Consider the following 26,017-nt stretch of genomic DNA (forward strand, 5'->3'; position numbering starts at 1 on the left):
TTTAAAGCGGGACTTGTCAAGTAAAAACTAGTATCCGAAGAACTTTAAAGTCAAGACTCACAATCAAGCCGATAGAATGTTCTCAAGCTTAGCGACTCTGTGATTGTTGAGTTGTTTGATTTTGATTACCCTGTTCCTCTTGTTTTTTCTTTTCTTCCTCCTGCTTTTTCTTCTCCTCTTCTTTGGCCTTGATTCTTTCGTCCTCAAGTGCCTTATCCGCCAAACTATAACTATAGATCCCAACTTCCATATCAATACCACTTGGTACTGTCAATTGAGGTTTAATCTTACTGTAGTAAGGTAATTTCTTCCCTAGTTCGGATAGAGGAACCAAAACTTCATCCGTATCATACATGGTAATCTTAAGCATATCACTAGTTACACTAGTTGGAGCCAATTCAATCGTTTTGATCGCTTGCTTAATCTCTGGGCTGATTTCAGCCAGTTGTTCAATCAAGGTTTTGACTTGCTGTTCATCGTTGAAGAGAACAGATAGATAGGTTTCTGGAAGACTGACTAGGCTAACTGGACTAGTTTCCACCGTCCCACTAGAAAGAATCGGATAATGGTCCTCTCCAGAAACATAATAGGCTACAATCCCGTATTCCTTGACCTGGATGGTGAAATTGGTCGGAAATTGATAGTGAATGCTCGCAGATTCAATCCAGTGATTGGACTTAATCATCTCAGCATGTTTGTCTTTATTGAGAAGTAGACTAAAGGTATAGTCACTATCACGAATCCCTGAAGCCTCTTTGATTTGATCTGCATTGGTCTCTACTGTCCCAGTGACTTCTATGTTTTTCAGAGTTGAGAAGGGCGTCAACAGATAGATCGAAAAGACCAAGAAAAGCAAACTCGGGATTAGAATCGTAACAGCACGCCATATATGAACTCTAGGAATAGAAGGCTTGGTAGGCTTTTTCTTGGTTTTAACCTTCTTTTCTTCTACTTTTGTTTCTTCAGATTTTTCGTCCTCTTCTTCTACTTGTTCTGTCTCAGTAGTTTCCTCCTCATTCTCAGGAGAGGACTGGTCTTCTACACTTTCCTTCTGCTCTTCAGGATTAGAGTCTGAATCATCTTCCTCCTCAGTGTCCTCAGATAAGTCTGACTCTTGTTCTTCCTTGGTCTCTTCCTCAGCTTTTTTGCGCAGATATTCACGGTTCTGCTTCTGCCACTCTGATAAAGTGGTTTCTTCTTCCGGAGTTTTTGCAACTTCTTTTTTATTGGCTTCTGCTTGGGCCTTTTCTTTGGCTAGTTGGGCCTCTTCTTCAGCTTTTTTTTGAAGATACTCTTGATTTCGTTTTTGCCACTCTGACAATTCCTTGCCTTGAGTTGGCTCTTGTTTCTTATCCTTTGACATCAATTTTCCTTATGATAAATCTTTTTTTAATAGCTCATAAAAATCTGCCACAGATTTTAATTCCTGAGAATTCTTCATCGTGTTCTGGTAGTCTTCTTTGTGGGTCAAAAGCTTGCTTACTTTTTCTTCTAAAGTTGACAAGGTCAAGTCGCTTTCTTGCAACTCCTCAGCATAGCCTTTTTTCACAAAGTAAGCCGCATTTTCAATCTGATCTCCACGGCTGGCTTCTCGACCTAGTGGCACAATGACATGCAATTTAGCCATAGCAAGGAGTTCAAAGATGGTATTGGCACCACCACGAGTGATGACAACATCAGCCATATTCATGAGCGGTTGATAGAGGTTAGTCACATAGTCAACACGATAGAGGTTTGAACTTAGTTCATTTAAACTAGCATCACCTGTCAGGTTGATGATATTGTAGCGACTAGTCAACTCTTCCTTGTGGTCTGTAACTAATTGGTTAAAGACACGCGCACCAGCAGAACCACCTACAAAGAGAAGGGTTGGTAACTTACTATCAAAGTAAGTTCGGATATCCACCATTTCTTCGGGTTCTTCCATAATTGGACCAGAAACCTTAGTCACAGCTCCAACGTGCTCTACCTTAGTGAGACTAGACGCTTGTTCAAAAGTAGAGTACATCTTAGTCGCAAACTTATAAGCGATTTTATTGGCCAAGCCCATAGAGAGGTCAGACTCGTGGATAAAGACAGGTACTCTACATACTCGCGCTGCAATGACAGGTGGAACAGATACAAATCCTCCCTTAGAAAAGAGGGCCTGTGGACGAAGACGGAGCATGATAAAGAGCGATTGAAGGATTCCAAATGTAACCTTAAAGACGTCAACCATATTTTGCCATGAGAAATATCGGCGCAATTTCCCAGTTGCAATAGAATGGAAAGTGACATCTAAACCTGACTTGAGGATTTCATGATGCTCAATTCCGTTTTTGTCACCAATATAGTGGACTTCCCAGCCATCTTCGATGAACTTAGGCATTAACAAAAGGTTGAGGGTAACGTGTCCAACCGTTCCCCCACCTGTAAATACTATTTTTTTCATATTATCCCTTTAACTCCGCTACAGTGTCGATGAAAAGATCTCCACGTACTTCAAAGTTAGCATACATATCCCAGCTAGCATTAGCAGGACTGAGGAGAACCACATCTCCTTCTTCTGCAAGTTCATAAGCCTTGCGGGTTGCATCTGCAATATCTGTTGCATCCACATAAGCCACACCTGCCTTATCGGCTGCACGTTTGACACGTTCTGCAGACTGACCGAGAATGACCATTTTCTTAAGTCCAGTAATATCTGGTACCAATTCGTCAAACTCATTACCACGGTCTAAACCACCAGCAATCAAGATAACCTTGCTATTGTCAAATCCAGACAAGGCTTTTTGAGTTGCCAAGATATTGGTTGATTTACTATCGTTATAGAATTTAACCCCATTGATTTGGTCTACAAATTGGAGACGGTGCTTGACACCACCAAAGGCTGACAAGGTTTCCTTGATGGTTTGGTTATCCACACCACGAAGCTTGGCCACAGCAACCGTCGCAAGAGCATTTTCTACATTGTGGCTACCTGGAACTCCGATTTCATTCGCTGCCATGACTACTTCCCCACGGAAGTAGAGTTGACCATCTTCCAGATAAGCTCCATCAACCTTTTCCTGTGTTGAAAATGGTACAACGGTAGCTTGTGTTTTGCTAGCCAATTCTTTTGCCAAGTCTTGGTTGAAGTTCAATACTAAGTAATCAGTCGCTGTCATATTGCTTTGAATATTCCACTTAGCTTCGACATAGGCTTCAAAAGAACCGTGATAGTCAATATGTGTTGGCATCAGGTTGGTAATAACAGCAATTTCAGGATGAAATTCTTGGATTCCCATTAGTTGGAAAGAGGATAGCTCCATGACAAGGGTATCCTTATCTGTTGCTGTCTGAGCTACCTGGCTTGCAGGGTAACCGATATTCCCAGAAAGAAGACCATTTTGTCCTGCAGCAGTCAGAACTTCACCAATCATGGTTGTGGTCGTTGTCTTACCATTTGAACCAGTAATACCGACGATTGGTGCATCAGAAATCAAATAGGCCAACTCAACCTCTGTCAAGACTGGAATGCCTTTTTCTAGAGCTTTTTCAATCATCGGATTGCTATAAGGAATTCCTGGATTTTTTACCATGAGAGCAAAATCTTCATCCAATAATTCCAAAGGATGGCCGCCAGTGACAACCTTGATGCCCTCTTCCAAGAGACTTTGCGCAGCTGGATTTTCCTCAAAAGGCTTGCCATCATTCACTGTCACAATGGCACCTAGCTTGTCCAAAAGACGAGCTGCAGATTCACCAGATTTTGCCAATCCTAGGACTAATACTTTCTTATTTTCAAATTGATCAATTCGTTTCATATCTAGAACTCCATTTCTACTCTTACTATTTTACCATTTTTATGAAAATAAAAAAGCCACAAAGGGCTTTCTTATTTGTTTTTGTCCTCGACCAACTATTCTACAGACTTGAGGGCTTCAAGCATATCTACCTTTCGGAGATAATGATTGACAAAAAAGCCTAGGATAGTCAAGATGACACAAACAGCTAGAATTGGGATGAGATACACTTCCCAGCCGACCTTGGGTTGAAAACGGAAGGTTCCAGGTGCAATCATCTGAATGAGAAATTGATGGAGATAAAAGCCTGATACCAATCCTACAATCATTCCAATTAGTGACAATATGATGGTCTCCCGATAGATGTAAAGGGTCACTTCTTTGTTATGAAAACCAAGAACCTTAATGGTTGAGAGTTCCCGAATCCGTTCAGCAACATTGATATTGGTCAAATTATAGAGAATCACAATGGCTAATAGCACCGATACCAGCACCAAAATCGCCATGGTATGATTCAGAGAATTGGCAAAACTTTCAAAGAGCTGAATGGTTGAAGCATTTTGAACGAGGCCACTGACAGCCGCCTGATCCATAAATTCTCCTGCGACTCTTTCGGTATTGACTTCACTTTTATCCTTGAGTTGGACCAAATAGGTATTCATCTTGGGTGCTTGACCGTATATCTCCTCATAGGTTGCCTGATTCATATAGACAAAATGGCCCACATAGTGCTCGGTAATAGCACCTACTTTAAAGGTTTTCCCATCGATTGTAAAATTGTCACCAACAGAAACTCCAGCCAACTGGGCTAATTTTTCAGTCAAGACAACTCCGTTAGACAAGCCCAGTTTTTCCCCATTTTTTTCTAGGAGGACAAAGGGAGCTAGGTCATCTTGATCCGTTACCATCATGGTCACGGTCTGAACGCCAGCCTTACCGGCATAGTCTTCCTCAATCTGTTTGGAAGAAATTAAACGATAGTTTTCAACTTCATCACTCTGCAATTTTTCTTCTAGCTTGGCCTTGTCAGAATCAGAAGCCCCAGCATTGACAGAGAGAATCATTTGATATTGTTGCAGATCCTTAAACTGCCTGTCGGCCACGCCAACCACAGAGGATTGAATACCAAGCCCTGCAAAGAGGAGGGCTACTGAACCTGCAACCCCAAAAATGGTCATCAGCATGCGTTGTTTGTAACGGAAAATGTTGCGAGCTGTTACCTTCTGAGTAAAACTCAAGCGTGACCAGATAAATGTTACGCGTTCCAAGAGAATTTTAGAACCCTTGACTGGTGGCTTGGGTAGTAATAATTGCGCTGCTTCTTCATGCAATTCTCTGCGAGATACAAGGTAGGCGGGTAAAACGCTAGCTATTAAGCTTAGTCCAAGAGCCAAGCAACTATAGGTCCAGTAGAAATACTGCTGACTCTCTCCAACAATCATTCGCTCAGTGATAATATGAGAGATTGTAGGTGCCAAGACGTAATGCCCAAGCAAGATTCCTAGAAGGGTTCCAAGAGTTCCAGCAACCAGACCGTAAATCACAAACTTAGCAATGATATCCTTGCTATGGTATCCTAGAGCTTTGAAAATCCCTGCATTGGTTCTTTCCTCGTCTACAAATCGTGTCATGGTGGTAAAGGTAACCATGGCTGCAACGGCATAGAGAACAACTGGAAAAATATTTCCCACGGCACGAATACTCATGGCCGAGTTACTATACATGAGATACCCTTGACCAGTAGGAGAACTCTTGCGATTGTAGACATGATAGGTTGGCTCTGTCAGAGCATTGACTTCATCCTGACTGGTCTGCCATTTAGCCTTTTCCTTAGTAAGATCTGTTTCGGCTTGGCTCAGCTTTTCCTTTTCTTGCTTTAGTCGTTCTTTTGCTTCTCCTAACTGACTAGATGCTTGACTTTTTTGTGGTTCTGGTAGTTGGCTCACTTGATTTTCTTGAGCTTGTAGACGCGTTTCGATTTCCTGCAGGCGTTTCTTGCCAGCTGTCAAGTTGCTTTCAGCCTCATCTAGCTGTTTCTTGCCCTCATCAAGGGACTCTTGAGCCTCCTTCTTCATTTTTTCTAGCCGCGCTTGACCATTATCAGCAACTAAGTTCTTTAGAGTTGCTTCTTCTTCCTCTAACTTCTTTTCGTAATCACTAGAGAAAGGATTGACATCTGTTAGACTAGCAAAACGCAGGCGGGCAATCGTGTAAACAGAGCTCTTAAAATTTTCTTCAGTTACGACACCATAGGCTGCTAGATTCCCATTACCACTGGCTGAACTCCCCATATCCGTTTTTGAGAAAATATCTGGAGAGTGGACGAAGCCTGTAATGGTATAACTATCCCGCTTCAACTGAGAATTGCTGCCCTTCTTTTGGTTCAAATGAATGACTTGACCAATCTGATAACGATCTTTCCAAAAATCCGCCAAAGCTAATTCATCTTCTTTTTCAGGCAAACGACCTTCCGTTACTTGAAATTTTGAAATCTTTTCAGTATTTGAAAAGATTCGTATGGCATCTTCACTATTTGCCAGAGTCAAATCTGTCATATAGCCAAATTCAACATCTGCTCCTGATAGAGTTTGCAATTCTTTCTGGTCTGCCAGATCTAGACCATAATCTGCTATGACGGTCATATCTGCCGCATTAGTATCTTTCAGATAAGCCCAAGCTGTTCGCTCCATATTAGGACTAGCAACCTTGAGACCAACCACGGCTAAAGAACCTAACATCATCAGAGTTAGGATGGATAAAAACCGTCCCTTTGAACCTGTGAAAGACTGGAGCAGGTCTTTCCAATATGTCTTTCTTTTCATCTTAGTACTCCAAATCATCAATATCCTGTGGTTGAGGATTGAGGATAACACTCTTGACACTGGCATCATGCATCTGAATCACCCGATCAGCTATTGGAGCTAGGGAGGCATTATGGGTCACAATGATAACGGTGGCCCCTTTTTTACGTGACATATCTTGAAGAATCTTTAGAACCTGCTTACCAGTCTGGTAGTCCAAAGCTCCCGTTGGTTCATCACAAAGGAGAATTTTAGGATTTTTAGCCACGGCTCGAGCAATGGATACTCGTTGTTGCTCACCGCCTGACAGCTGAGCTGGAAAGTTATTAAGACGGTGCCCTAATCCTACATCCTTGAGAACCTGCTCAGGATCCAAGGCATCAGCAACAATTTCTGAAGCTAGCTCAACATTTTCCTTAGCAGTCAAGTTAGAAACCAAGTTGTAAAACTGAAAGATAAAGCCAACGGCATCTCTACGATAGTTGGTTCTCTGATGGGAGGTATAGTCAGAAATGTTAGTCCCATCAATCCAGACTTGCCCTTCATCGTTTGTATCCATACCGCCTAGAATATTTAAAACGGTTGACTTCCCTGCACCAGATGACCCAAGGATAATGACTAGTTCTCCCTTTTCAATCTCGAAGTTGACATCTCGATTGGCCACGATTTCCGTATCTCCAGTATGATACCTCTTATAGCTGTTTTTCATTTCAATATAAGCCATCCTATCTCCTCCTCTTCTATCCCTATTTTCATCTTTATTATAACTCTTTTGAGGAGAGAAAGAAAGCTTATCCCTGTAGACTTTAGAGAGATTTTGAAACTTCAAAAAATACTGAAAACCGGTCAGTACGGCCTTGCCTTACTCACCATGTTTCTGAGGCAAGTCTACTTAGCTTGCTCTCTATTTTTAATCGAATATCATCTCTGGTCTTCTTTTGCAATTAATTGTTTAGACAAAAAAGCGAACAAGACCAGATTCTGTTTATCAGAAAACTAGTTTTGTCCACTTTTTATTGTCGAGATTAGTCTCTTGAACCAATCTCTATGACTTAGATGCTTTTACATCATCTTATTCGTCTTCTTTTTTCTTTCCCATTGCAAAGAGACCAAGTAATGCTCCTACAACACCTGCTGTTGCAAGGGTTGCATTTTCCTTAGTACCTGTTTTAGGGAGGATATTTTGATGACTTGCAGGTGCTTGGTAGGTCTTGTCTTGTGACATAGCAAGAGCTACTTGTGACTGCTCATCTTTGAATTCTGGAAGTTCATGGATAGCTCCTTCTGAGCCATTGACACCACCTGTGTATTCTGGAACTTGGTGAGTAGTCCCTTCTCCACCAGGAACGCCACCAGTGAACTCAGGTACTTCATGAACAGCTGCTTCTGCTCCATTGACACTGCCTGTGTATTCTGGGATTTCCACTACTGGTGCTGCTTCATCGCCTACTGTGCCAATAGCTCCTGTGTATTCTGGAACTTCATGAACAGCTGCTTCGACTGCGTTAACGCCACCCTTGAATTCTGGAACTTCTACTACTGGTGCTGCTTCATCGCCTACTGTGCCAATAGCTCCTGTGTATTCTGGAACTTCATGAACAGCTGCTTCGACTGCGTTAACGCCACCCTTGAATTCTAGGACTTCTACTACTGGTGCTGCCTCATCACCTGCTGTACCAATAGCTTCAGTGTATTCTGGAGCTTCATGAACAGCTGCTTCGACTGCGTTAACGCCACCCTTGAATTCTGGGACTTCTACTACTGGTGCTGCTTCATCGCCTGCTGTGCCAATAGCTTCAGTGTATTCTGGAACTTCATGAACAGCTGCTTCGACACCATTTACTCCACCAGTAAATTCTGGAACCTCATGGATAGCTGGATCTGTTTTACCAGATACTTCTTTCTTAGTTCCGACTAAGACAATCTCATCTTGCGGTGCTTCAATAGTTTCGCGAAGTTTTTCAGTACGGCTTCCATCTACTGCTACTTCAGTCAGGATACGTTCTTTACCTTCACGACCTTCTTGACTCACACGAGTTTCACCTTCTGCTAGAGTTGGATCTTCTTTCTTCACTGTCTTGAAGCTGAGAGCTTCTTCAACAACTTCTAGGCTAGGAAGCTCTTCCTGAACAGCTGGGGCAACTTTTCCAGTTTCAACCTTTTCTTTGGTCAATTGGATACGGTATTCCTTAACGTGTTTACCACTTTCTGAAACGAGACGTACCAATACTGGAAGTTTATCGTCACCACTATCGACAACTGTTGCCGCTACGTTTTCACCAGCTTCAACGGTCACTTTAGGACGGTTACCACTATAGGTTACTTGGTAATCCACACGAGCTTCAGAGAAGTCAGCAAGCTCTCTACCATCTACTAGAAGTTTAGAAGCTGTATTGTCTTTAGGTGCTTCACTTGGTGCGATAAAGGCCATTTCAGTGATAGCCACACCCTTCTTGTCTGCTTTTCTGTCCATGCGCCATCTCATAGCTTTAGCTTTGACCGGTGCAAAGGTTACATGGATGTCAGTTCCTGCTTGAACTTCTTGATCCGCACGGTATTCAACTTTCTCCCAGTTAGAAGGAGTGTTGAATGGATGTTCTGGATCGTATGGTTGATAGTTAGAGTAATATTCTGGTGAATCAAATTCTGGTCCCACATAGCGTTCTAGAACAAGTTTAGAAGGTGCATCTGTTCCACCATCTGCAAAGAAACGAATGCTTCCTTCAGCTACTGTACGTTCAACAATCTTACCATTTTCTCTGAAGATAACTCCTACTGAAACTTCTGGATTTTCAGATGGAGTTGGAGACCAGTTAGTCCAACGACGAGTTTCATCATCTGAACCATCGTTAACATAATCTACACGGTCATGAGAGTTTGGATCAATATCGTTAGTTGCTGAGGCAAATGAACGGTTGCTATCGTCATCGAAGTCTGGGTTGTCTGAAAGATTTTCTCCGAGCTTGTCTGTTACACGAACAGCCACTTCAGCAGTTAAATCAGTACCCAAAACGCGACCATGAACTGTAAATTCACCTGCTTTTGTTAGATTCTCTGCTGGGACTGCTTCCCAGTCAACAGCCAAGTCTTTGACTTCATAGTCAGATTTTCCTGTGAAGTAAACAGGAACTTTTGCTGGTAGCTCAAGAGTTTGTCCTTTAGCAACCAAGCGAGATGATTTGGCAACAGCAACAGGTTTACTTGCGAGCAAATCTTTATCATTTGTGAAGTGTAAGCGGTATTCACCTAGGATATCTCCGTTTTCAGCCTTGACAACAACACGAACTGGATCTCCTTCACCTACGCTTGGTACAACTGTTGCAATACCATTTTCAGTGACACTTGCTGTAACAGCTGGAGCTTTTCCTTGGCTTGCTTCTAGGTAGTAGTCAGTCAAGCCTGGGTTAAAGTTTGGCAAATCTTTTCCATCTACTTGGATTTGTGCTTGAGCATTCTTAGCTGCAGCTACTTGTTTAGAGAAGATTTGCATTTCTGTAATAGAAGTACCCCATTTACCATCTGGTCTAACCATGCGGATACGAACTGCGTAAGTGTTGACTTTATCAAAGCTAAAGTGGGTCATTTCTCCAGCTCTGACTTGATCTGGAGCCTTGAGATTTGTTACTTCTTTCCAGTTTTTATCGTCATTAAAGACATGGTCTTCGCGTGCTACGAAGCTTGGATTCTTAGGAACTGTTGGAGTTGCTGAACCGACATAGTATTCGATGACATAGGATTTAGGTGCACCAACACCGTGGTCTTCGTGGAAGGCTACATTGAGGTTATCCACTGAACGTTTAGACAGGATACCAGAGTCACCAAAGAGAATTCCTACGGATGCTTCACTTGTACGGTTCCAGTTTGTCCAGCGGTTCGCTGGTTGATTGTTATAAGAAATCAATTTATCATTGACATTAGCTACTGGGTCACTTGGATTTGAGTCTGATGCAAAGGCAAGTGGCAATTCTGAACCAGTCCACTGGTCAGAAATATTAGGACCAGTTTCTGTCTGAGCAGACACACGAACATGAAGTTTAGTTGGTAGTTGAGTACCTTCGACATGTCCTGTCACAGTAAACTTGCCTTCTTGTGCGTATTGGCTTGGTTCAATTGCGTCCCAAGTTACTTTAGCTGAAGAGACTTGGCCATTTGAGTGGTAAGTACGAACGCTCTCTGGTAGTTGAGGAGCTTCTGCAACTGGAGTAGTTACGCTCACTTCTTCGACAGCAATGATACCTTCGACAGATACCTTAGCATGTGCTTCTTTCTCAATTCCTTCAACTTTACCTAGGACTTCAAAACTATGGTATTTAGCAAGGTCTTCCTTAGCAACTGCTTGCCAAGTCACCTTGTGAACCTTCGGAAATCCTTTGTCATACTCTACAGTTACAGTAGCAGGTAGACTTGGTTCTTGGTTCAAACCTGTCACGACACTAACTGGACGGATGGCTTGGACGACTTTGCTTTCAGTATTTGCTTGAATGTTCAAGTCAATCTGACCTTCTGCTCCTTCAAATTGAGCTTTCAGAGTTACTTGACCAGGTTTGTGCAATTCAAGCATACCTTTACGAACAGCTACATCACCTTCACCTGTAGTTGAGAAGGTAACCTTATCAGCTTTCAAGACTGCTTGTGTACCGTCTTGATAGTGAGCCAAGACCTTGATACCAACCGTTTGGTCCTCTTTCAAAGCGGCTGCATTTTCAACCTCTAGGCTCAAACGTTCAATTTGTGGAGCTTCTTGTAGGAATTGGATAGCATAGGTTTGTAGTGGGCCACCATCGTTTGGTTGAACATGGATGCTTGCACGCATACCATTTGCTTCATTAGCTTGAATAACTGTCACTTGAGCATTTTCAGCTGTAGCTTTAACCTCTGGCAAGGCTGCTCCATAAGCAAGCTTGTGATATTTTACAGGTTGGTCAGTTGAAAGGCCTTCAACCGCTTGATCTGCTACAGTTACACTTGGAACTACTGGATTAGCAGCTTCCCCTTCTGCAACTACCAAGGTCGCAGCGATTTCTTCATCTTCTAAAATACCTTTTGCTGGGATGCGAGAGCCTGGGATTGCTAGTTTAGCTTGGTCTTCAGCTGCAATTTCCCACTTATTAACATCATAGCTTGCTACAGTACCATCTGACAATACGTAGGAAACAGATTTGTCAACTGAATTTAGGTCTGTATTTGGAGCGATTCTCTTGACTACAGGCAATTCTGCTTCGAGAGCCAAGACTTCAACACGCGCTTCTACATCACGTCCATCTGCCACACCCTTAACAGTCACAATTCCTGGTTCGTTGACATCAACTGCTGACCACTCTACTGGAAGTTTTGCACGACTGCCGTCACTGTAGATAAATGCCACTTTCTTAGGCATTTTTGGTGCTTGTCCGATAACTGTACGTACTTTAGGTACTTCTGTACCTAAGACAGTTTTTTCTTCTTGGTCTTTCTTACCTGTGAAGATAGTAGTTTGAGCAGATTTCAAGAGATCAGAGTGAGCAGTCAAAGTAAATTTACCAGCTTGCTCAGTTGATTTGACAATGACAACACCCTTACCATTGAAGGCCTTACGAACCCATGAACCGTCTGCTTGCTCTTTGTAACGCTCACGGCTAGCTTGTTCACCGTTATCCACACCGACAATCTGACCTTGGCCGTGCAACTGGAAGCGAACAAGGTTATTGGCAGTTGGAACTACATTACCAGCGCTATCAACGATTTCGTAGTAAATATAAGTGAGATCTTTTCCGTCTGCTGCGATAGCATTTTCTTCTTTGACTAGGCGAACACCTGCAGGTTCACCAGCAGTCGTAACCTTATCACGAGCAATTTCATTACCAGCCTCATCGCGAGCTACTGCTTCCAAGGTTCCAGGGTGATAAGCAACCTTCCACTCAAGGTAAAGTTCCTTGGCATTGGCACCTTCTTGGTAAGTACGGCCATCACTAGTTTGTTTCTTGTTAAAGGTTTTCTTACCTAGAGACTCGCCATTCAAGAACAGTTCCACACTGGCAGCATTTGAAAATGCACGAACAGGAATCTTACCATCTGCGTCCGCTACATTTGCTTTCAGAGTAGGATCTTCCCAGTTCCAGTGAGGAAGGAGGTGAACCATTGGTTTCTTCTGAGCAGAAACCCATTGGCTTTGGTACAAGTAGTAGTCATTCTTAGGAATGCCAGCTGTATCTACGATACCAAAGTAAGAACTCTTAACTGGTGTGTTGTTTTGGTTGTGCCATGGAGTAGGCTCACCGATATAGTCAGTACCTGTCCAGATAAACTGACCAGCATAACCAGCATTGTCTCGGTCAAAAGTCCACGATGCAGTGGCTGTTTTACCCCAACCAACACGGTCATTACCATAGTCTGATTGCTCATAATGACGGTAAGCTTGGTTGCTATGAACTAGCTCACTTTCTGGACGGAAATAGCTACCACGAGTACGAGTTGCAGAAGAAGTTTCTGAACCGTAAATCAACCAATTCGGATGTTTCGCACGAAGCTTCTTGTAGTTGTCCTCTGAGTAGTTAAATCCAACCGCATCAAGTTCGTTGGCAATCTTTTCATGATCACCACTACCATCACCAAAGCGGAACTTATCTGCTCCCATAGTAACATAGCGTGTCTTATCAACTGCTTTAATAACTTGGACCAAGCGTTTAACAGTCGCTAGAGAACGAGCCTTACCGTCTGCTTCACCGATTTCATTACCGATAGACCACATGACGATAGCAGGGTTATTCTTGCCTCTCTCGACCATTGTACGTAGGTCAAAATCAGACCATTTTTCACCTTTTTTAGCATCTGGGTGAGTGGCGTCTTTGTCAAAGAAACGTCCGTAGTCATACTGTTTCTTCCCACCGTACCAAGTATCGAAGGCTTCTTCTTGCACCAACAAACCTAGTTCTGCAGCGATCTGCAAGGTCTGCTCACTAGCTGGGTTGTGGGTTGTACGGATAGAGTTCACACCCATATCCTTCATCTGTTTCAGACGACGGTATTCTGCCTTATAGTTTTCTTCAGCCCCTAGAGCTCCGTGGTCGTGGTGAAGAGAAACCCCATGGAATTTGATGCGTTCACCATTCAAAGAGAATCCTTCATTTGGTGTCCAGTTATAGTAACGGTAACCAAACAAGTCCTTCTTAGCATCGACCAATTGACCATCACGATAAACACGAGTCACTAATTCATAAAGAGCTGGTTTATCATTAAGGACTGTCCAGAGTTTTGGTTTCTCAACTTGCAAAATAGCATTTAGGCTAGTTGATTGATGAGCTTTCAAGACTTGGCTATCTGTACGAACCACGTCCGTTACAGCCTGACCATTTCTTTCAATAATTTGGTATTCAGCAACAATTTCATGATCTTTGTCATCTGTATTGACAATCTTACTTGTTACATGAGTATCAACCTTACCATTTTGTTGTTTTTCAAGGTCTGGTGTTAAGATAGTTGTTCCATTTTTCTCAGCATGAACCTTATCTGTGACTTGAAGGGTAACATCGCGGTAAATACCACTTCCTGAATACCAACGGCTACTTGGTTGTTTATTGACCGCATGTACAGCTACGACATTCTCACGACCGTCTTTATTGAGATAGTCAGTGATGTCATATGAGAATTGGTTGTAACCATTTGGATAGTGACCAACTAGCTGACCGTTTACGTAGACTTGCGAATCCATATAAACTCCATCAAAGACCAGACGAACATTCTTATTAAGGTCTTTTTCATCAAGTTTAAAGGTCTTGCGATACCAAGCATCACCACCATTGAGTTGTCCACCTTCGTTTTGGGCAGGAGAATCATGATCAAAGTCATTGTAAATACTCCAGTCATGAGGAAGGTCTAATTTCTTCCAGCTTGATACATCTGCATCTGGTTTGATAGCATCTTTTGCATTGGCATTGAGTTTAAAATGCCAGTTTTGGTTAAATTCTACTTTACGGTCCTCAACCAATTGATTTACCTCCTCGCTGGTAGCCGATTTTAGGTCCGGTTTTTCCGTTTGAGCAGATTGATCTTGAGTAATTGCTTGAGGTTTCTTATCTAAGATGGAATCCACTTTTTTATCAGAATCTGATTGTACAGTTTGGTCGTCCTGTGCCTTTTCAACTTCATGAGCTGGTGTAGCAACTTCACTTGCAGCTGATTCAGTTGATGCTGGCTGTTCTGGACTTCTTGTTTCACCAAGATCCTCTTTATGAGACTCATCCTCTACTTTTTCTGCAGCAACTGCAATTGGAGTTTCATCAGCTGAGACTGGGCTTGCACCAGCTACACTTGCTCCAAATAAGACTGAGCAAGTACCGATGACTACAGAGCAAGTTCCAACGGTAAATTTTCGGATACTGTACACTCTTTTTCGATTCCAATGATCTTTTCTCATAAGATCCTCCTTATATTCGTAACCGCTTCCAATTTTATGTAAGCGCTCTACTTTTTCAGTAGTATTTTGCTTCTATTTTATAAAATAATATAAGAAACTTCAATACTGGCAGCATAAAAATCATACTTTTGATTCTTTTTTCTATAATTAGTAGAAAACTTTGAAAATCTGAATGTACATTTAGTGAATGATTTTACTAAAAAAGGCGGTGGGACAGAAATCGATAGACAAAGTCTCGATTTCGTAGTCCCAGCCCCGCGAGGATGATTAGGATCTTTTTGGAGTCTAATACTCAATGAAAATCAAAGAGCAAACTAGGAAGCTAGCCGCAGGTTGCTCAAAGCACTGCTTTGAGGTTGTTGATAGAACTGACGAAGTCAGCTCAAAACACTGTTTTGAGGTTGTTGATAGAACTGACGAAGTCAGTAACATACCTACGGCAAGGCGACGCTGACGTGGTTTGAAGAGATTTTCGAAGAGTATAAAAGACGAACAAAAAGTTCAATCAACTACCGCGTCAAAGTTTGATTGCTAATAAAAAGTGAGGTCGGGATCTTTTGTCCCAACCTCTTTTACGGACTATCAAACTGATATTTCCTTATAGATTATTGACTAGATTTCTCCTTTTTCAGTAGCTTGACCATCTCATTTTTACGTTCTTCAAGCTCGGCAATTTGCTGAAGCAAAAGCTCTGAAAAATCACATTCAAGCTCTTCAGTTTCGCCACTATTATACCAATCTAGAGCTACTATATGATTGTCCTTATCAAAGCAGAAAATCACATCTCCATCCCCGATGATAGATAGAAATGGAATATAGTCAACAAATCCTAAATCATGTAATTCCTTGGTTTTTATTCGAATGTCTAAAAAGTCTGGGATCCCATTTGCAATTCCAAAGACCTTAATACCTCGACAGAAGGTCCAAAATGGTGCTACATCGTAAGCCTTGGCTCTTGGCCATAGCTCTTCCCTGACTTCCATAAAGAGGCCTCCCAGAGCTGACATGGTGAATTCTCTGAAATCTTCTGGCAGACGAATACCATATTGATTTTCAAAATCCTGAACATCTTCTTCCGATGGTTCATTGCCCATGCAGGCGACAACTTGATAAGTTTCCTTATCATAGTGACGAAAATAATCATAAACTTCCTTGAGTGCCATCATCCAACTCCTTATCCAAGATAGATATACTCGATAACCACATCACATAGTTGGTGATCCTCATCATAGCCAAAGTAAACAGGATAATTTCCATCTCCAAAACCAGACTGAATCATTGGAATAGTCAGGTCTGTATCTGGGATTTTAAAGTTAATCCAATCACCGCCTTCTCGTTGATATAGGGGATGTTCTATGGCATTTTGAGCAAAAATTTCCGCAAAGAAATCATCATAGATGTTTTTTTCAGGATTTTCTTGATACCATTTTTCTTCAAAATCACAGTAGGCATTTTTTGTCTCAACATCCACAATAGTTGCCAAGCCTGCATCGACTGAAAATCCAAAATAAGAATCTTCTTCAACCGAATCCAGGTTTTCATTGCCAATTAAGGCTTCATAGTAGACAACTGGAAGCTTATCTGTAAATTGAACTCTTGTTGCAACATACCGATAATGATCTTCTTCTATCTTGACTACTAAGGTTTTGAGAGGAAATGTTCCTTTAGGAACTGTCTCTAGATAGGGGTTTTCATTCCTACGGAGCCAGACCAAAGGATCTCTAACTAATATTTCTCCACTTGGGAAGATCACTTCCCCCATATCTAAGACAAAGACTTCCTTGCCGTCTATTTCTTTCATCTCGAAACACGCTGCGTAATTGACAGACGAGGTCAAAATATGTTTGATTTCTTGGTATTTTTGCAACCATTCTTCAGAAACTTGAAGTTTTTCCATCGGTCTTTCCTTTCTCGTTTAAAACAAACCTGTACTGAAGTTAAAAATAGATTTAAATCGAATCTAAATAAACCACAAATCCAGCTGGCAAGATAACTTGTTGTCCATCTTCAAACTGGCAATGACTCGCTAAATCAACTGAATCTCTGTCTAAAATGTATTTCTCAGAAGACTGATTGAAGATTGCCTGAACTTCTTTTCCTTCATAGCTCCATTTCAAAGCTAGAACATCTGGTTTCAATTCTTCCAAGCGATAATTACCATGCTGGATCATGCTTGCCACTTCCTTACGAACCTTAATTAATTTCTTCATGAAATTCAGCATATCATTGTCCTCAGAAACACGGTCCCAAGGCATGACACGACGGCAATCGGGATCTGGTCCACCTTTAAGTGCCAGCTCTGTTCCGTAATAGATACAAGGAGTCCCTTTTTGAAGATAGAGGAAGGTTAAAGCAGCCTTAACATACTGGATATTTCCTTTGGCAGTCGTGAGGATACGCTCTGTATCGTGAGAGTCTAAAAGGTTAAACATCACTTCCGAGATTTGTTGCTTATAGTACATAGACTGGCTATTGATTTCTGAAATGAACTGCTCTGTCTTTTTATGCTGACGCAAGAAATAATCCTTGATACTTTCAGAAAGTGGGTAGTTCATAACTGCATGGAACTCATCCCCTTTTAGCCAAGGCTGAGAAGTATGCCAGATTTCACCCAAGATGTACAAATCAGGCTTTTTAGCAAGAACTGCCTTTCTGAAATCTCTCCAGAACTGGTGGTCAATTTCATTGGCAACGTCCAAACGCCAAGCATCGATATCAAAATTCTCAATCCAGTAGGTCGCAACACTTAAAAGATAAGCTTTAACCTCAGGATTGGCTGTATTTAACTTAGGCATATAGCTGGCAAAGGCAAAGGTATGATACGGTAGTTCTCTTGGGTTCTTAACTTTATCCTCAGTAACTGGGAATTCTTGAATATGGAACCAATCTTTATAAGGGGAATTTTCTCCGTTTTTTAAGACATCCTGCCATTGGGCAGACTGGTAACCGATATGGTTAAACACCGCATCAAGCATGATCTTAATGCCACGTTTATGAGCTTCTTCAACTAGATTATGAAAGACTTCCTTGTCTCCAAAGTGACGGTCAATCTCAAAATAATCCGTGGTATCATATTTGTGATTGGTTGTAGCTTCAAAAATCGGACAGAGATAGAGCCCAGTGATTCCTAGGTCTTTGAGATAGTCCAGATGGTCGATAATCCCTTGCAAATCTCCACCAAAAAAATCATCCCTTTCAGGAGAAATCTCTGCATCCCACGCTCGAGCTCCATTTGGAGTTAGTTTTGGATTTCCATTAGCAAAGCGTTCTGGAAAAATCTGGTACCAAACGGTATTTGAAACCCAGCTTGGAACTTGGCAACCATCGATTTCGTGAATGTAAGGAAGCTTGAAACCATTACCTTCAGCATCCAAGTTTTCTTGAGTATGTTCTACACAACCCTTATCTCCATAGAAGACACCCTGACCTTCCTTATCAAGGAGTTCAAAGAGATACTGAATCCGTGCAAAATGAACCGAAACTGTAACCTGCCAATAATCAAATAAGGCGTCTGAGGTTACTTTGGTCATTTCATTCTTAGCTTCATACTTATCCTCAATAAAAATAAAGGGATCACCATAGTGTAGAATGACCTGCTGGACATCATTTTTCTTGGTTCTGATTCGAATATGTATCTGACCTTCCTTATAAAGATAAGCATACTCTGATTCTGGTCTATGATAAATGGCTGTTAATTCCATGTCTTGTCTCCTAAAATTAATAAAAACGCAAACGTTTTCATAATTGCTGGTTCCAGTATACTATTTTAAGATTCGATTTGCAATTTTTATACCAGTTTTACGATAGATATATAGATGGACAAGGGAAAAATTGAGTAGACTCTTTTTGAGCTTTAAAAAGAGAGTTTCCATGAACCGGAAAACTCTCTCATCATTACGGAGCAGATGATTAAAATAAATGCTATCTGATATCTTTAATCTTCTAAAATGAAAATTTCTTCAACATGTAGTCGTAGCAATCTTGCAATTTTCATTGCTAGTTCAAGTGTAGGATTGTACTTGTCATTCTCTATAGCAATTATGGTTTGTCGACTAACGCCTAATATTTTTGCCATATCTTCCTGACGTAGTCCTTCAGACTTTCTTAACTGTTTGATATTATTTTTCATACAGCATTAGTCTTTCTGAAAACAATAAATGCCAATTGCCAAAACTACGATAAGGATAACAACCATCAAAATTACTCCTTGAACAAGTTTATTTGGTTCTTTAAAATCCTCATCACCGTCAATCATTTTATGTTTTATTGCATGTTGAGTAAATCCTTGAATAGAAATAGATAAACATAAAATCAGACATGGTAACATTTCAAGTTTAATGCCTTTTGTAATAGATTGATAGATATTAAATACTGTCCATCCACATAAACCAAATAGAGCCGTTTTATAACCCCATTCCTCAGAACGTAGCTGAATCGCTCTGTCCATTTCATCCATTTTTCTCATAGTCCTGTTCCTCCAATCCGTCAAAAAATGTCAAGAGCTCTTTACATTTTTTATTATACTCTAAATCGATAAAATGTCAAGATGTTTTAACATTCTTAGGCTTTTTTTATTTTCTTCATCTATTCTAAAAATATTCCTAACTCCGATTTACAGCCTAGTCAATCTGACAAAGGGCAAGTTCTTTTAATCCTATTTTATCTTGACTTCATAAGCTTCGGCTATAGATATACTTTTAGTTATGTTAGACTCGAAGTTTATCCTCTCTTTTCTGCTTTCTTATCTAAATTATACTCCAAAACTATCAAATAGAGATAAACTACCAGTATATTCAGAGTTTATTTTTGATAAACAACTCCTCAAAATTAAAGCAAAAAGCCATTCCTCAAGGGAACAGCTTTCTCACTTATAATTAAAGGTTTCCCCAGCTAACTTATCTGCTAACTTGGGAAAGAGGGTGTAAAACTTATGGGCTAGATTGAGCAAGATTGGAAGATTGAGTTCCCGCTTGTTTTTTCCTATGGTTTTGACAATCTTTCTAGCTACTGCATCTGGCTCGAGTAGGAAACGGTCAACCGATTTAAGGTAGGTTCCATCCGGATCAGCCTGGTCAAAAAATCCTGTACGAATCGGACCTGGATTGACCGTTGTCACATAGACTCCATAGGGCATGAGTTCGAGACGCAAAGCGTTTGAAAAACCAATAGCCGCAAACTTGGTCGCTGAGTAAAGACTGGACTTGCCAGTAGCTATCAAACCTGCCATGCTGACGATATTGATGATATGCCCTTTTCGGTTCTCCCTCATACGAGCTCCAACCAACCGAGACAGATTCATCAAAGCAAAGGTGTTAACCTCAAACATCTGATGAATATCTTGATCAGAAATCTTGTCGAAGTCTTCAAAAATCCCGTAACCAGCGTTATTAATCAAAACATCAATCTTGCCATAGCGCTGGTAGAGTTCAGCTACTAGGCCTTCTAGGGCTTGAGGATCGGTAATGTCCATCTCGACCAAGTCAGCATGTGGGTGATTCGCATATAGTTGAGCTAATTTTTCCTTGTTTCTGCCGAGTAAGATGAGTTGGTCATCTGGCAAGAGTTTGACCATTTCTTGGGCTAGACCACCACTAGAACCCGTAATGAGAATAGTAAACATACTTATCCTTTCTCAATCTTCTAGATTTCCACTTCTTCTAGGTCTTTAACCACATGGACATTTTCAAAAATCGTTGCCGCATCTTTCTTGAGCTGGCTAATGTCTTTTGAAAGAAAACGGGCACTGATATGGTTGAGTAGGAGGCGTTTGGCACCTGCTTCAACTGCGACCTCCGCTGCCTGCATGTTGGTTGAGTGACCATGATTGCGAGCAATTTTTTCATCACCCTTGCCATAAGTAGACTCGTGGACTAGGACATCAGCATTGATACCAAGACGCACACTAGCATCCGTTTTTCGAGTATCACCCAAAATAGTGATAATCTTACCAGATCGCGGTGCTGAGATATAATCTGCTGCCTTGATCTCGGTGCCGTCTTCTAGGACAACATCCTGACCGTTTTTGATTTTTCCAAAGAGTGGTCCAAATGGCACACCAGCAGCTTTGAGCTTTTCAGCATCCAAGGTTCCTTCTAAATCCTTTTGCATGATACGATAGCCGACACAGAAAATAGTGTGATCCAACTCTTCTGCATACACCATGAATTTATCAGTTTCGAGAATTTTCCCTAGGGAATCCTTGTCAAACTCATGGAAATGAATCTTATAGGGCAGACGTGATCCAGACACACGTAAACTAGTCAAGACAAATGACTTAATACCTTGGGGACCATAGATTTCCAAATCTGTCTGCTCTTCATTGGCTTGAAAGGCACGACTAGAGAGAAATCCTGGTAAGCCAAAGATATGGTCTCCGTGTAAGTGGGTGATAAAGATTTTGCTGACCTTGCGTGGTCGAATTGTAGTCTCAAGAATGCGATTTTGCGTTCCTTCGCCACAGTCAAAAAGCCAGACTTCGTTAATCTCATCCAAGAGTTTCAGGGCGAGACTTGAAACGTTGCGGGCTTTAGAGGGCTGACCAGCCCCCGTTCCTAAAAATTGAATATCCATTCGATACTTTCTAATTAATCAATATATAACATAGCGGTGCGGTTTTCTGAGCGATAATAAAACTTACCAGTATAGGCTTTAGCTTCTTGTAGCAAATCCTCTTGACTATAGCCTTTGAGACGTTTGCGACCATCAGCCAAGCTTTCCAAATCAGTCAAAGCTGTGAGATTTTCTACGTTAACAACATCCTCTTCTCCGACAGCCTTCATATAAATCTTTCCAGACTCCTCAAAGACTAGCTGATGGGGGAAAATTTGCGCAATTTCAAAAAGCAAGTCAGCTGTGATTGTTTCCTCAGTTTCTGAGAAAATCCGACCCAGACCTTCTTTCTCATAGCAAAAACCAAAAGATTTGCCTGACAGATTAAGACGAATAAAGGGTTTGCTTTCTTCCGTGAAACTTGGCTCAGCATTGTAGAGGTTCAGTTCCTGGCTGACTTCTGCAAAATAATCCGTCGCAGCTTGAGGACTTTTTTTCTGGTAGAGTTCTGCAAAGTAGGCATTAACCACGCTAGGTGGAGGTGTGATGAGAGCTAGTTGCTCCTCTTCAGACCTACTAGCTAAAAGCTGATCTAGATATACCTTGTCTAAACTCGTATAGCCACCATATTTGAGAGCTAATGATTTGATATCAGTCATAAAATTCTTCTAATCTCCATTTATTTTTCTCAGAAATGTAGCCTCTGATGACTTCGCCATCATCTTGGTAGTCACGTTCTTCAAGAATCGCAACACTTTCTAAATCATGAATCTTGTAAGACTTAGAAAAAGGCACGCGCAAAGTAAAGGGTTCAAAAATTTCCTTGATCTTATCTAGCAATAAAGCTTGCAACTGTTCTCGACTATCTTTAGACTTGGCAGAAATCAGTGCATACGGCGTTTGGGTAGGCGTGAAATCTTCCACCAAATCCGCTTTATTATAAAGGGTTAGGCGAGGAATATCCTCCATGTCCAAATCTTTCATGATAGACAGGACCGTTTTTTCATGTTCCTCATGGTAAGGATTGCTGGCATCAATAACATGAACCAGAAGATCTACATGCTTGCTTTCTTCCAAGGTCGACTTGAAACTAGATACCAACTCTGTCGGCAAATCTTGAATAAATCCAACGGTATCGGTCAAGGTTACCTGTAGATTGCCACCAAGATGGATGCTTTTAGTCGTCGCATCCAGAGTTGCGAAAAGCTCATTTGCCTCATACTGGATCTTGCTAGTCAAGGTGTTCATGATGGTTGACTTACCAGCATTGGTGTAACCAATCAAACCAATCTTAAAGGTGCTTGACTCCAAGCGTTTTTCTCGAACTGTTGCCCGATTTTTCTCCACCACTTTAAGTTGACGTTCGATATCTGTGATCTGATTGCGAACACTACGACGATTAAGCTCCAACTGACTCTCACCTGGACCACGGGAACCAATTCCCCCTGCCTGACGGCTAAGCATAATTCCTTGACCAACCAAGCGAGGTAAGAGATACTTGAGTTGCGCAAGATGAACTTGAAGCTTTCCTTCATGACTTCGAGCTTTCATGGCAAAGATATCCAAAATCAACTGCATACGGTCAATAACCTTGACCCCGAGAACTTCTTCTAAATTGACATTTTGACGAGGTGTCAGACGGTTGTTGACGATGACAGTCGTGATTTCTTCTGCGTCCACCATTTGAGCTATTTCTTCTAACTTACCAGAACCGACGAAGGTCTTGGAATCGTATTTTTCACGTTTTTGTCTGTAGCTATCTACTACAACTGCACCTGCTGTCTTTGCTAGACTGGCTAGTTCTTCCATAGAGAGGTCAAAATTTTCCATGCCCTGGAGTTCAACACCAATGAGCAAGACTCGCTCCTCTTTTTTCTCCGTTTCAATCATTTAAAAACTCCTCAATCTGGCTTAAAATGCGCTCTTTCACACCAGATTCTCCTATCTGATAAAAGGTCACCTGCATGCGGTTACGGAACCAGGTTAGCTGGCGCTTGGCAAAACGACGAGTCGCCTGCTTGAGACTATCACTAGCCTCCTCCAAACTCTGCTCTCCTCGAAAATAGGGAAAGAGTTCCTTGTAGCCAATCCCTTTAGCAGCCTGCACATCTGGATAATGGTCAAAGAGCCACTTGGCTTCATCTAGAAGTCCAGCTTCAAACATCAGGTCCACTCTGTGATTGATACGCTCATAAAGCTGACTACGCTCATCATCCAAGCAAATAATCAGAGGTTCATACAAGGTCTCTTGATTTTCCAAGTCTTGAGCAAAATGGGCAATTTCCAAGGCACGCATGGCACGACGACGATTAAACTGGGGAATTTCAAGGCCTATTTGCTCTACAAGATGGGCTAACTCCTCATCTGAAAAAGGATCTAGACTAGCACGATAAGCTAAAATCTCCTCATGAGGTGTCTCCCCACCTAAATGATATCCTTCTAGCAGACTCTGGATATAAAGTCCTGTCCCACCTGCAATAATAGCGAGCTTACCTCGACTTTGAATATCCTCAATGGCCGCCTTAGCTTCTGAAACAAAATCAAAAGCCGAGTAAGACTCGGTTACTTCTCTCACATCAATCAAGTGATGAGGAACACTTGCCTGCTCCTCTGGACTAGCCTTGGCTGTCCCAATATCTAGTCCTCGATAGACTTGTTGGCTATCTCCACTAACTACTTCACCATTAAAACGCTTAGCAACTTCAATGGCTAGAGCTGTCTTTCCAACTGCAGTCGGTCCAACAATCACAATTATTTTTGTTTTCATCTTTTTTCCTTGAAAAATTCCCATTTTTTCGTTACTATTATTATATCACAAAAAGGTCAGTCAGAAAAATGCGACCTCTTGAGGTAGCTGGCTGATTTATAAGTTAAAGGAGGAATACTCATGGCTAAAGGTTTCGCTAAAGGTCTTGTAACAGGTATTGCAGGAACTGTCGCTGCAGTTGCAGGTGCAGTTTACGCAGTTAAAAAGAAAGTGATCGAACCAGAAGAACAAAAAGCAGCTTTCATCGAAGAAAACCGTAAGAAAGCAGCGCGTCGTCGCGTATCACGTTAAAAAACAAAAGAAGTTGGGATTTATAGTCTCAACTTCTTTTTTTCTATATTTATACTCAATAAAAACCAAATAGGAAACTAGGAATCTAGCGTGTTTTGAAGAGATTATCAGAGAGTATTAAATAGCTAGGTCAAACTTCAACTGTGGCTTGACTGGATCATAATCAACCAGCTCAAAATCTTCTGCTTTAATATCAAAGAAGTTTGTCTTGTCTGGTACATTCAAGACCAAACGTGGTTGGCAGTTTGAAGGCTCACGACGAAGCAATTCCTGAGCTTGTTCAAATTGATTGTCATAGATGTGAAGGTTGTTGATAAAGTAGAAGAATTTCCCAACTTTCCAACCAAAGTGTTTAGCAATCATCATTTGAAGAGCCACATACTGCATAGCATTGATATGGTGGGCCACCAGCATGTCATTAGAACGCTGGGTCAAGGTTGCATCCAAATAGATTTCCCCATCTACACGACGGACATCAAACATAGTCTGAAAGGCACATGGAAGAAGGCCGTCTGTTTCCTCGAATGCTTGATAATCCCAGAGCGAGATGATATTGCGACGGTTCCAAGGATTGACTTCTAACTGTTTGAGAATCTTGTTAATGATGTCATGCTTCTTAACAACAGCCCCATAACGTTCCCCAATAGTCCCTGTATCTCCAACTTCCCAGTCATTCCAGTAGTGAACATTGTACTTATCATTGAGTACTTCTAAGCTATTGGTCTGGTCTTGATAAATCCAAAGTACTTCCTTGATGGCTGATTTGATTGCGATGGGGCGCAAGGTCGTGATTGGAAATTCGCCCTTAGACAAATCATACTCCGCAAAAGCACCTGTGATGTACTTGGAGTTAGCTACTGTTCCATCCTTATACTTGGGACGTGCTTGCTCGGAAAACACACCCTCATTCAAGATTCGCTCGATATTTTCTTTAAAAATCGTATCTGCTTTTGTCATTTACTCTCACCTCAATTATTGTCTTAACTAGTATAGCATAAAAAGGGCTTTTCTACCTGCTCAGCAAATCAATGGCCTTTTTATATTTCTTCAATCTTTCCCTATCCTTTGCAGTAATAGAAGGCAATCTCGATAAATCTGAATTATGTTTTAGATCAGCTAATTTGACTACTCGTGCTAGAGGATTTGTCTTTACAGTTTCCAAATATGCTTGATAATCTTGCATTGGTTTCTTTGTCAAAACCTGAACATCAGTAACAACTGTTTCTGGTAAACCAGCTTGTAATAGTTCTTCAGCTGAAACAGGACTATCCTCAAGAACATCATGCAACAAAGCAACTGCTTTTTCTTCTTCCGTTTGTACAAGACTGGCTACATAGATTGGATGTTCTATGTAAGCCACCCCTGCCTTATCCAGTTGCCCTTCATGAGCTTGCCTAGCAATAGACAAGGCTAAATCAACCATGGATTGTTCTACAGTATTCATCCAAAACTC

The 26,017-nt window shown here is 41.4% G+C and carries 19 protein-coding genes and 2 pseudogenes; 1 reads left to right on the forward strand and 20 read right to left on the reverse strand.

Annotated features, from left to right (window positions below; genetic code table 11):
• Positions 1-88: 88 nt before the first annotated feature.
• From RRU92_RS09860 to miaA, 18 genes and pseudogenes are all read right to left on the reverse strand, one after another.
• Positions 89-1,363: a cell division protein FtsQ/DivIB gene (locus RRU92_RS09860; RefSeq protein WP_315639692.1), complete on the reverse strand. Its 1,275-nt coding sequence runs from the start codon at positions 1,361-1,363 to the stop codon at positions 89-91.
• A 9-nt stretch (positions 1,364-1,372) separates the two neighbouring features.
• Entirely contained in the window at positions 1,373-2,431 is a 1,059-nt protein-coding gene (locus RRU92_RS09865; protein ID WP_049549387.1) for a UDP-N-acetylglucosamine--N-acetylmuramyl-(pentapeptide) pyrophosphoryl-undecaprenol N-acetylglucosamine transferase, read from the reverse strand.
• 1 nt (position 2,432) lies between these two features.
• Positions 2,433-3,785 carry a UDP-N-acetylmuramoyl-L-alanine--D-glutamate ligase gene (gene murD, locus RRU92_RS09870; RefSeq protein ID WP_049549388.1) on the reverse strand — a complete coding sequence of 451 codons (1,353 nt, stop codon included), beginning with the start codon at positions 3,783-3,785 and terminating at the stop codon, positions 2,433-2,435.
• 95 nt (positions 3,786-3,880) lie between these two features.
• A complete protein-coding gene (locus RRU92_RS09875; protein ID WP_315639699.1) occupies positions 3,881-6,586 on the reverse strand; it encodes an FtsX-like permease family protein in 2,706 nt (901 codons plus the stop codon).
• A 1-nt stretch (position 6,587) separates the two neighbouring features.
• Entirely contained in the window at positions 6,588-7,289 is a 702-nt protein-coding gene (locus RRU92_RS09880) for an ABC transporter ATP-binding protein (RefSeq protein ID WP_315639701.1), read from the reverse strand.
• Between the two features lie 348 nt (positions 7,290-7,637).
• Positions 7,638-8,489 carry an SIALI-17 repeat-containing surface protein gene (locus tag RRU92_RS10360; RefSeq protein ID WP_410530778.1) on the reverse strand — a complete coding sequence of 284 codons (852 nt, stop codon included), beginning with the start codon at positions 8,487-8,489 and terminating at the stop codon, positions 7,638-7,640.
• A pseudogene (gene bgaA / locus RRU92_RS09890) lies at positions 8,465-14,579 on the reverse strand (LPXTG-anchored adhesin/beta-galactosidase BgaA); the annotation flags it as partial. The pseudogene bgaA and the gene RRU92_RS10360, both read right to left, overlap by 25 nt.
• 210 nt (positions 14,580-14,789) lie before the next feature.
• Positions 14,790-14,957 (reverse strand): annotated as a pseudogene (locus RRU92_RS10365) (YSIRK-type signal peptide-containing protein); the annotation flags it as partial.
• Positions 14,958-15,562: 605 nt separating this feature from the next.
• Positions 15,563-16,120 (reverse strand): SMI1/KNR4 family protein, encoded by a 558-nt coding sequence (locus tag RRU92_RS09895; protein ID WP_315640929.1) that lies wholly within the window; start codon positions 16,118-16,120, stop codon positions 15,563-15,565.
• 11 nt (positions 16,121-16,131) lie between these two features.
• Positions 16,132-16,854, reverse strand: coding sequence for a DUF4241 domain-containing protein (locus RRU92_RS09900; RefSeq protein WP_315639702.1), 723 nt, complete (start codon positions 16,852-16,854; stop codon positions 16,132-16,134).
• Positions 16,855-16,906: 52 nt separating this feature from the next.
• Positions 16,907-18,658, reverse strand: coding sequence for a glycoside hydrolase family 13 protein (locus tag RRU92_RS09905; RefSeq protein WP_315639704.1), 1,752 nt, complete (start codon positions 18,656-18,658; stop codon positions 16,907-16,909).
• A gap of 233 nt (positions 18,659-18,891) precedes the next feature.
• The gene (locus RRU92_RS09910; protein ID WP_006148098.1) at positions 18,892-19,086 is read right to left on the reverse strand and encodes a helix-turn-helix transcriptional regulator; all 195 of its coding nucleotides are present in this window, start codon (positions 19,084-19,086) and stop codon (positions 18,892-18,894) included.
• 6 nt (positions 19,087-19,092) lie between these two features.
• Positions 19,093-19,422 carry a hypothetical protein gene (locus RRU92_RS09915; RefSeq protein WP_315639707.1) on the reverse strand — a complete coding sequence of 110 codons (330 nt, stop codon included), beginning with the start codon at positions 19,420-19,422 and terminating at the stop codon, positions 19,093-19,095.
• Positions 19,423-19,821: 399 nt separating this feature from the next.
• Positions 19,822-20,577: an SDR family oxidoreductase gene (locus RRU92_RS09920; protein ID WP_315639708.1), complete on the reverse strand. Its 756-nt coding sequence runs from the start codon at positions 20,575-20,577 to the stop codon at positions 19,822-19,824.
• A gap of 20 nt (positions 20,578-20,597) precedes the next feature.
• A complete protein-coding gene (gene rnz / locus RRU92_RS09925) occupies positions 20,598-21,527 on the reverse strand; it encodes a ribonuclease Z (protein WP_315639709.1) in 930 nt (309 codons plus the stop codon).
• Positions 21,528-21,541: 14 nt separating this feature from the next.
• A complete protein-coding gene (locus tag RRU92_RS09930) occupies positions 21,542-22,165 on the reverse strand; it encodes a cystathionine beta-lyase (protein WP_315639711.1) in 624 nt (207 codons plus the stop codon).
• A complete protein-coding gene (gene hflX / locus RRU92_RS09935; RefSeq protein ID WP_315639712.1) occupies positions 22,158-23,396 on the reverse strand; it encodes a GTPase HflX in 1,239 nt (412 codons plus the stop codon). Before hflX ends, RRU92_RS09930 begins: the two co-directional genes overlap by 8 nt.
• Positions 23,389-24,273, reverse strand: a complete 885-nt coding sequence (miaA, locus tag RRU92_RS09940) for a tRNA (adenosine(37)-N6)-dimethylallyltransferase MiaA (RefSeq protein ID WP_315639713.1) — start codon at positions 24,271-24,273, stop codon at positions 23,389-23,391. Before miaA ends, hflX begins: the two co-directional genes overlap by 8 nt.
• 120 nt (positions 24,274-24,393) lie before the next feature.
• Between miaA and RRU92_RS09945 the strand changes: the two genes are divergently transcribed.
• Positions 24,394-24,564 (forward strand): DUF3042 family protein, encoded by a 171-nt coding sequence (locus RRU92_RS09945; RefSeq protein ID WP_049526232.1) that lies wholly within the window; start codon positions 24,394-24,396, stop codon positions 24,562-24,564.
• Positions 24,565-24,681: 117 nt separating this feature from the next.
• On the opposite strand, the gene RRU92_RS09950 is transcribed toward RRU92_RS09945, so the two are convergent.
• Positions 24,682-25,521: a thymidylate synthase gene (locus tag RRU92_RS09950; RefSeq protein WP_315639716.1), complete on the reverse strand. Its 840-nt coding sequence runs from the start codon at positions 25,519-25,521 to the stop codon at positions 24,682-24,684.
• Between the two features lie 52 nt (positions 25,522-25,573).
• A complete protein-coding gene (locus RRU92_RS09955; RefSeq protein WP_315639717.1) occupies positions 25,574-26,008 on the reverse strand; it encodes a GTP pyrophosphokinase in 435 nt (144 codons plus the stop codon).
• Between the last annotated feature and the right edge of the window lie 9 nt (positions 26,009-26,017).

The sequence above is a fragment of the Streptococcus sp. DTU_2020_1001019_1_SI_AUS_MUR_006 genome (assembly GCF_032340315.1).
In the GTDB taxonomy this organism is placed as follows: Bacteria; Bacillota; Bacilli; order Lactobacillales; family Streptococcaceae; genus Streptococcus.

What these genes read in the sequence shown, in the direction of transcription:
- RRU92_RS09860 (WP_315639692.1), bottom strand. Translation starts at nt 1,363, where the DNA reads ATGTCAAAGGATAAGAAACAAGAGCCAACTCAAGGCAAGGAATTGTCA.
- RRU92_RS09865 (WP_049549387.1), bottom strand. Translation starts at nt 2,431, where the DNA reads ATGAAAAAAATAGTATTTACAGGTGGGGGAACGGTTGGACACGTTACC.
- murD (WP_049549388.1), bottom strand. Translation starts at nt 3,785, where the DNA reads ATGAAACGAATTGATCAATTTGAAAATAAGAAAGTATTAGTCCTAGGA.
- RRU92_RS09875 (WP_315639699.1), bottom strand. Translation starts at nt 6,586, where the DNA reads ATGAAAAGAAAGACATATTGGAAAGACCTGCTCCAGTCTTTCACAGGT.
- RRU92_RS09880 (WP_315639701.1), bottom strand. Translation starts at nt 7,289, where the DNA reads ATGGCTTATATTGAAATGAAAAACAGCTATAAGAGGTATCATACTGGA.
- RRU92_RS09895 (WP_315640929.1), bottom strand. Translation starts at nt 16,120, where the DNA reads ATGGCACTCAAGGAAGTTTATGATTATTTTCGTCACTATGATAAGGAA.
- RRU92_RS09900 (WP_315639702.1), bottom strand. Translation starts at nt 16,854, where the DNA reads ATGGAAAAACTTCAAGTTTCTGAAGAATGGTTGCAAAAATACCAAGAA.
- RRU92_RS09905 (WP_315639704.1), bottom strand. Translation starts at nt 18,658, where the DNA reads ATGGAATTAACAGCCATTTATCATAGACCAGAATCAGAGTATGCTTAT.
- RRU92_RS09910 (WP_006148098.1), bottom strand. Translation starts at nt 19,086, where the DNA reads ATGAAAAATAATATCAAACAGTTAAGAAAGTCTGAAGGACTACGTCAG.
- RRU92_RS09915 (WP_315639707.1), bottom strand. Translation starts at nt 19,422, where the DNA reads ATGAGAAAAATGGATGAAATGGACAGAGCGATTCAGCTACGTTCTGAG.
- RRU92_RS09920 (WP_315639708.1), bottom strand. Translation starts at nt 20,577, where the DNA reads ATGTTTACTATTCTCATTACGGGTTCTAGTGGTGGTCTAGCCCAAGAA.
- rnz (WP_315639709.1), bottom strand. Translation starts at nt 21,527, where the DNA reads ATGGATATTCAATTTTTAGGAACGGGGGCTGGTCAGCCCTCTAAAGCC.
- RRU92_RS09930 (WP_315639711.1), bottom strand. Translation starts at nt 22,165, where the DNA reads ATGACTGATATCAAATCATTAGCTCTCAAATATGGTGGCTATACGAGT.
- hflX (WP_315639712.1), bottom strand. Translation starts at nt 23,396, where the DNA reads ATGATTGAAACGGAGAAAAAAGAGGAGCGAGTCTTGCTCATTGGTGTT.
- miaA (WP_315639713.1), bottom strand. Translation starts at nt 24,273, where the DNA reads ATGAAAACAAAAATAATTGTGATTGTTGGACCGACTGCAGTTGGAAAG.
- RRU92_RS09945 (WP_049526232.1), top strand. Translation starts at nt 24,394, where the DNA reads ATGGCTAAAGGTTTCGCTAAAGGTCTTGTAACAGGTATTGCAGGAACT.
- RRU92_RS09950 (WP_315639716.1), bottom strand. Translation starts at nt 25,521, where the DNA reads ATGACAAAAGCAGATACGATTTTTAAAGAAAATATCGAGCGAATCTTG.
- RRU92_RS09955 (WP_315639717.1), bottom strand. Translation starts at nt 26,008, where the DNA reads ATGAATACTGTAGAACAATCCATGGTTGATTTAGCCTTGTCTATTGCT.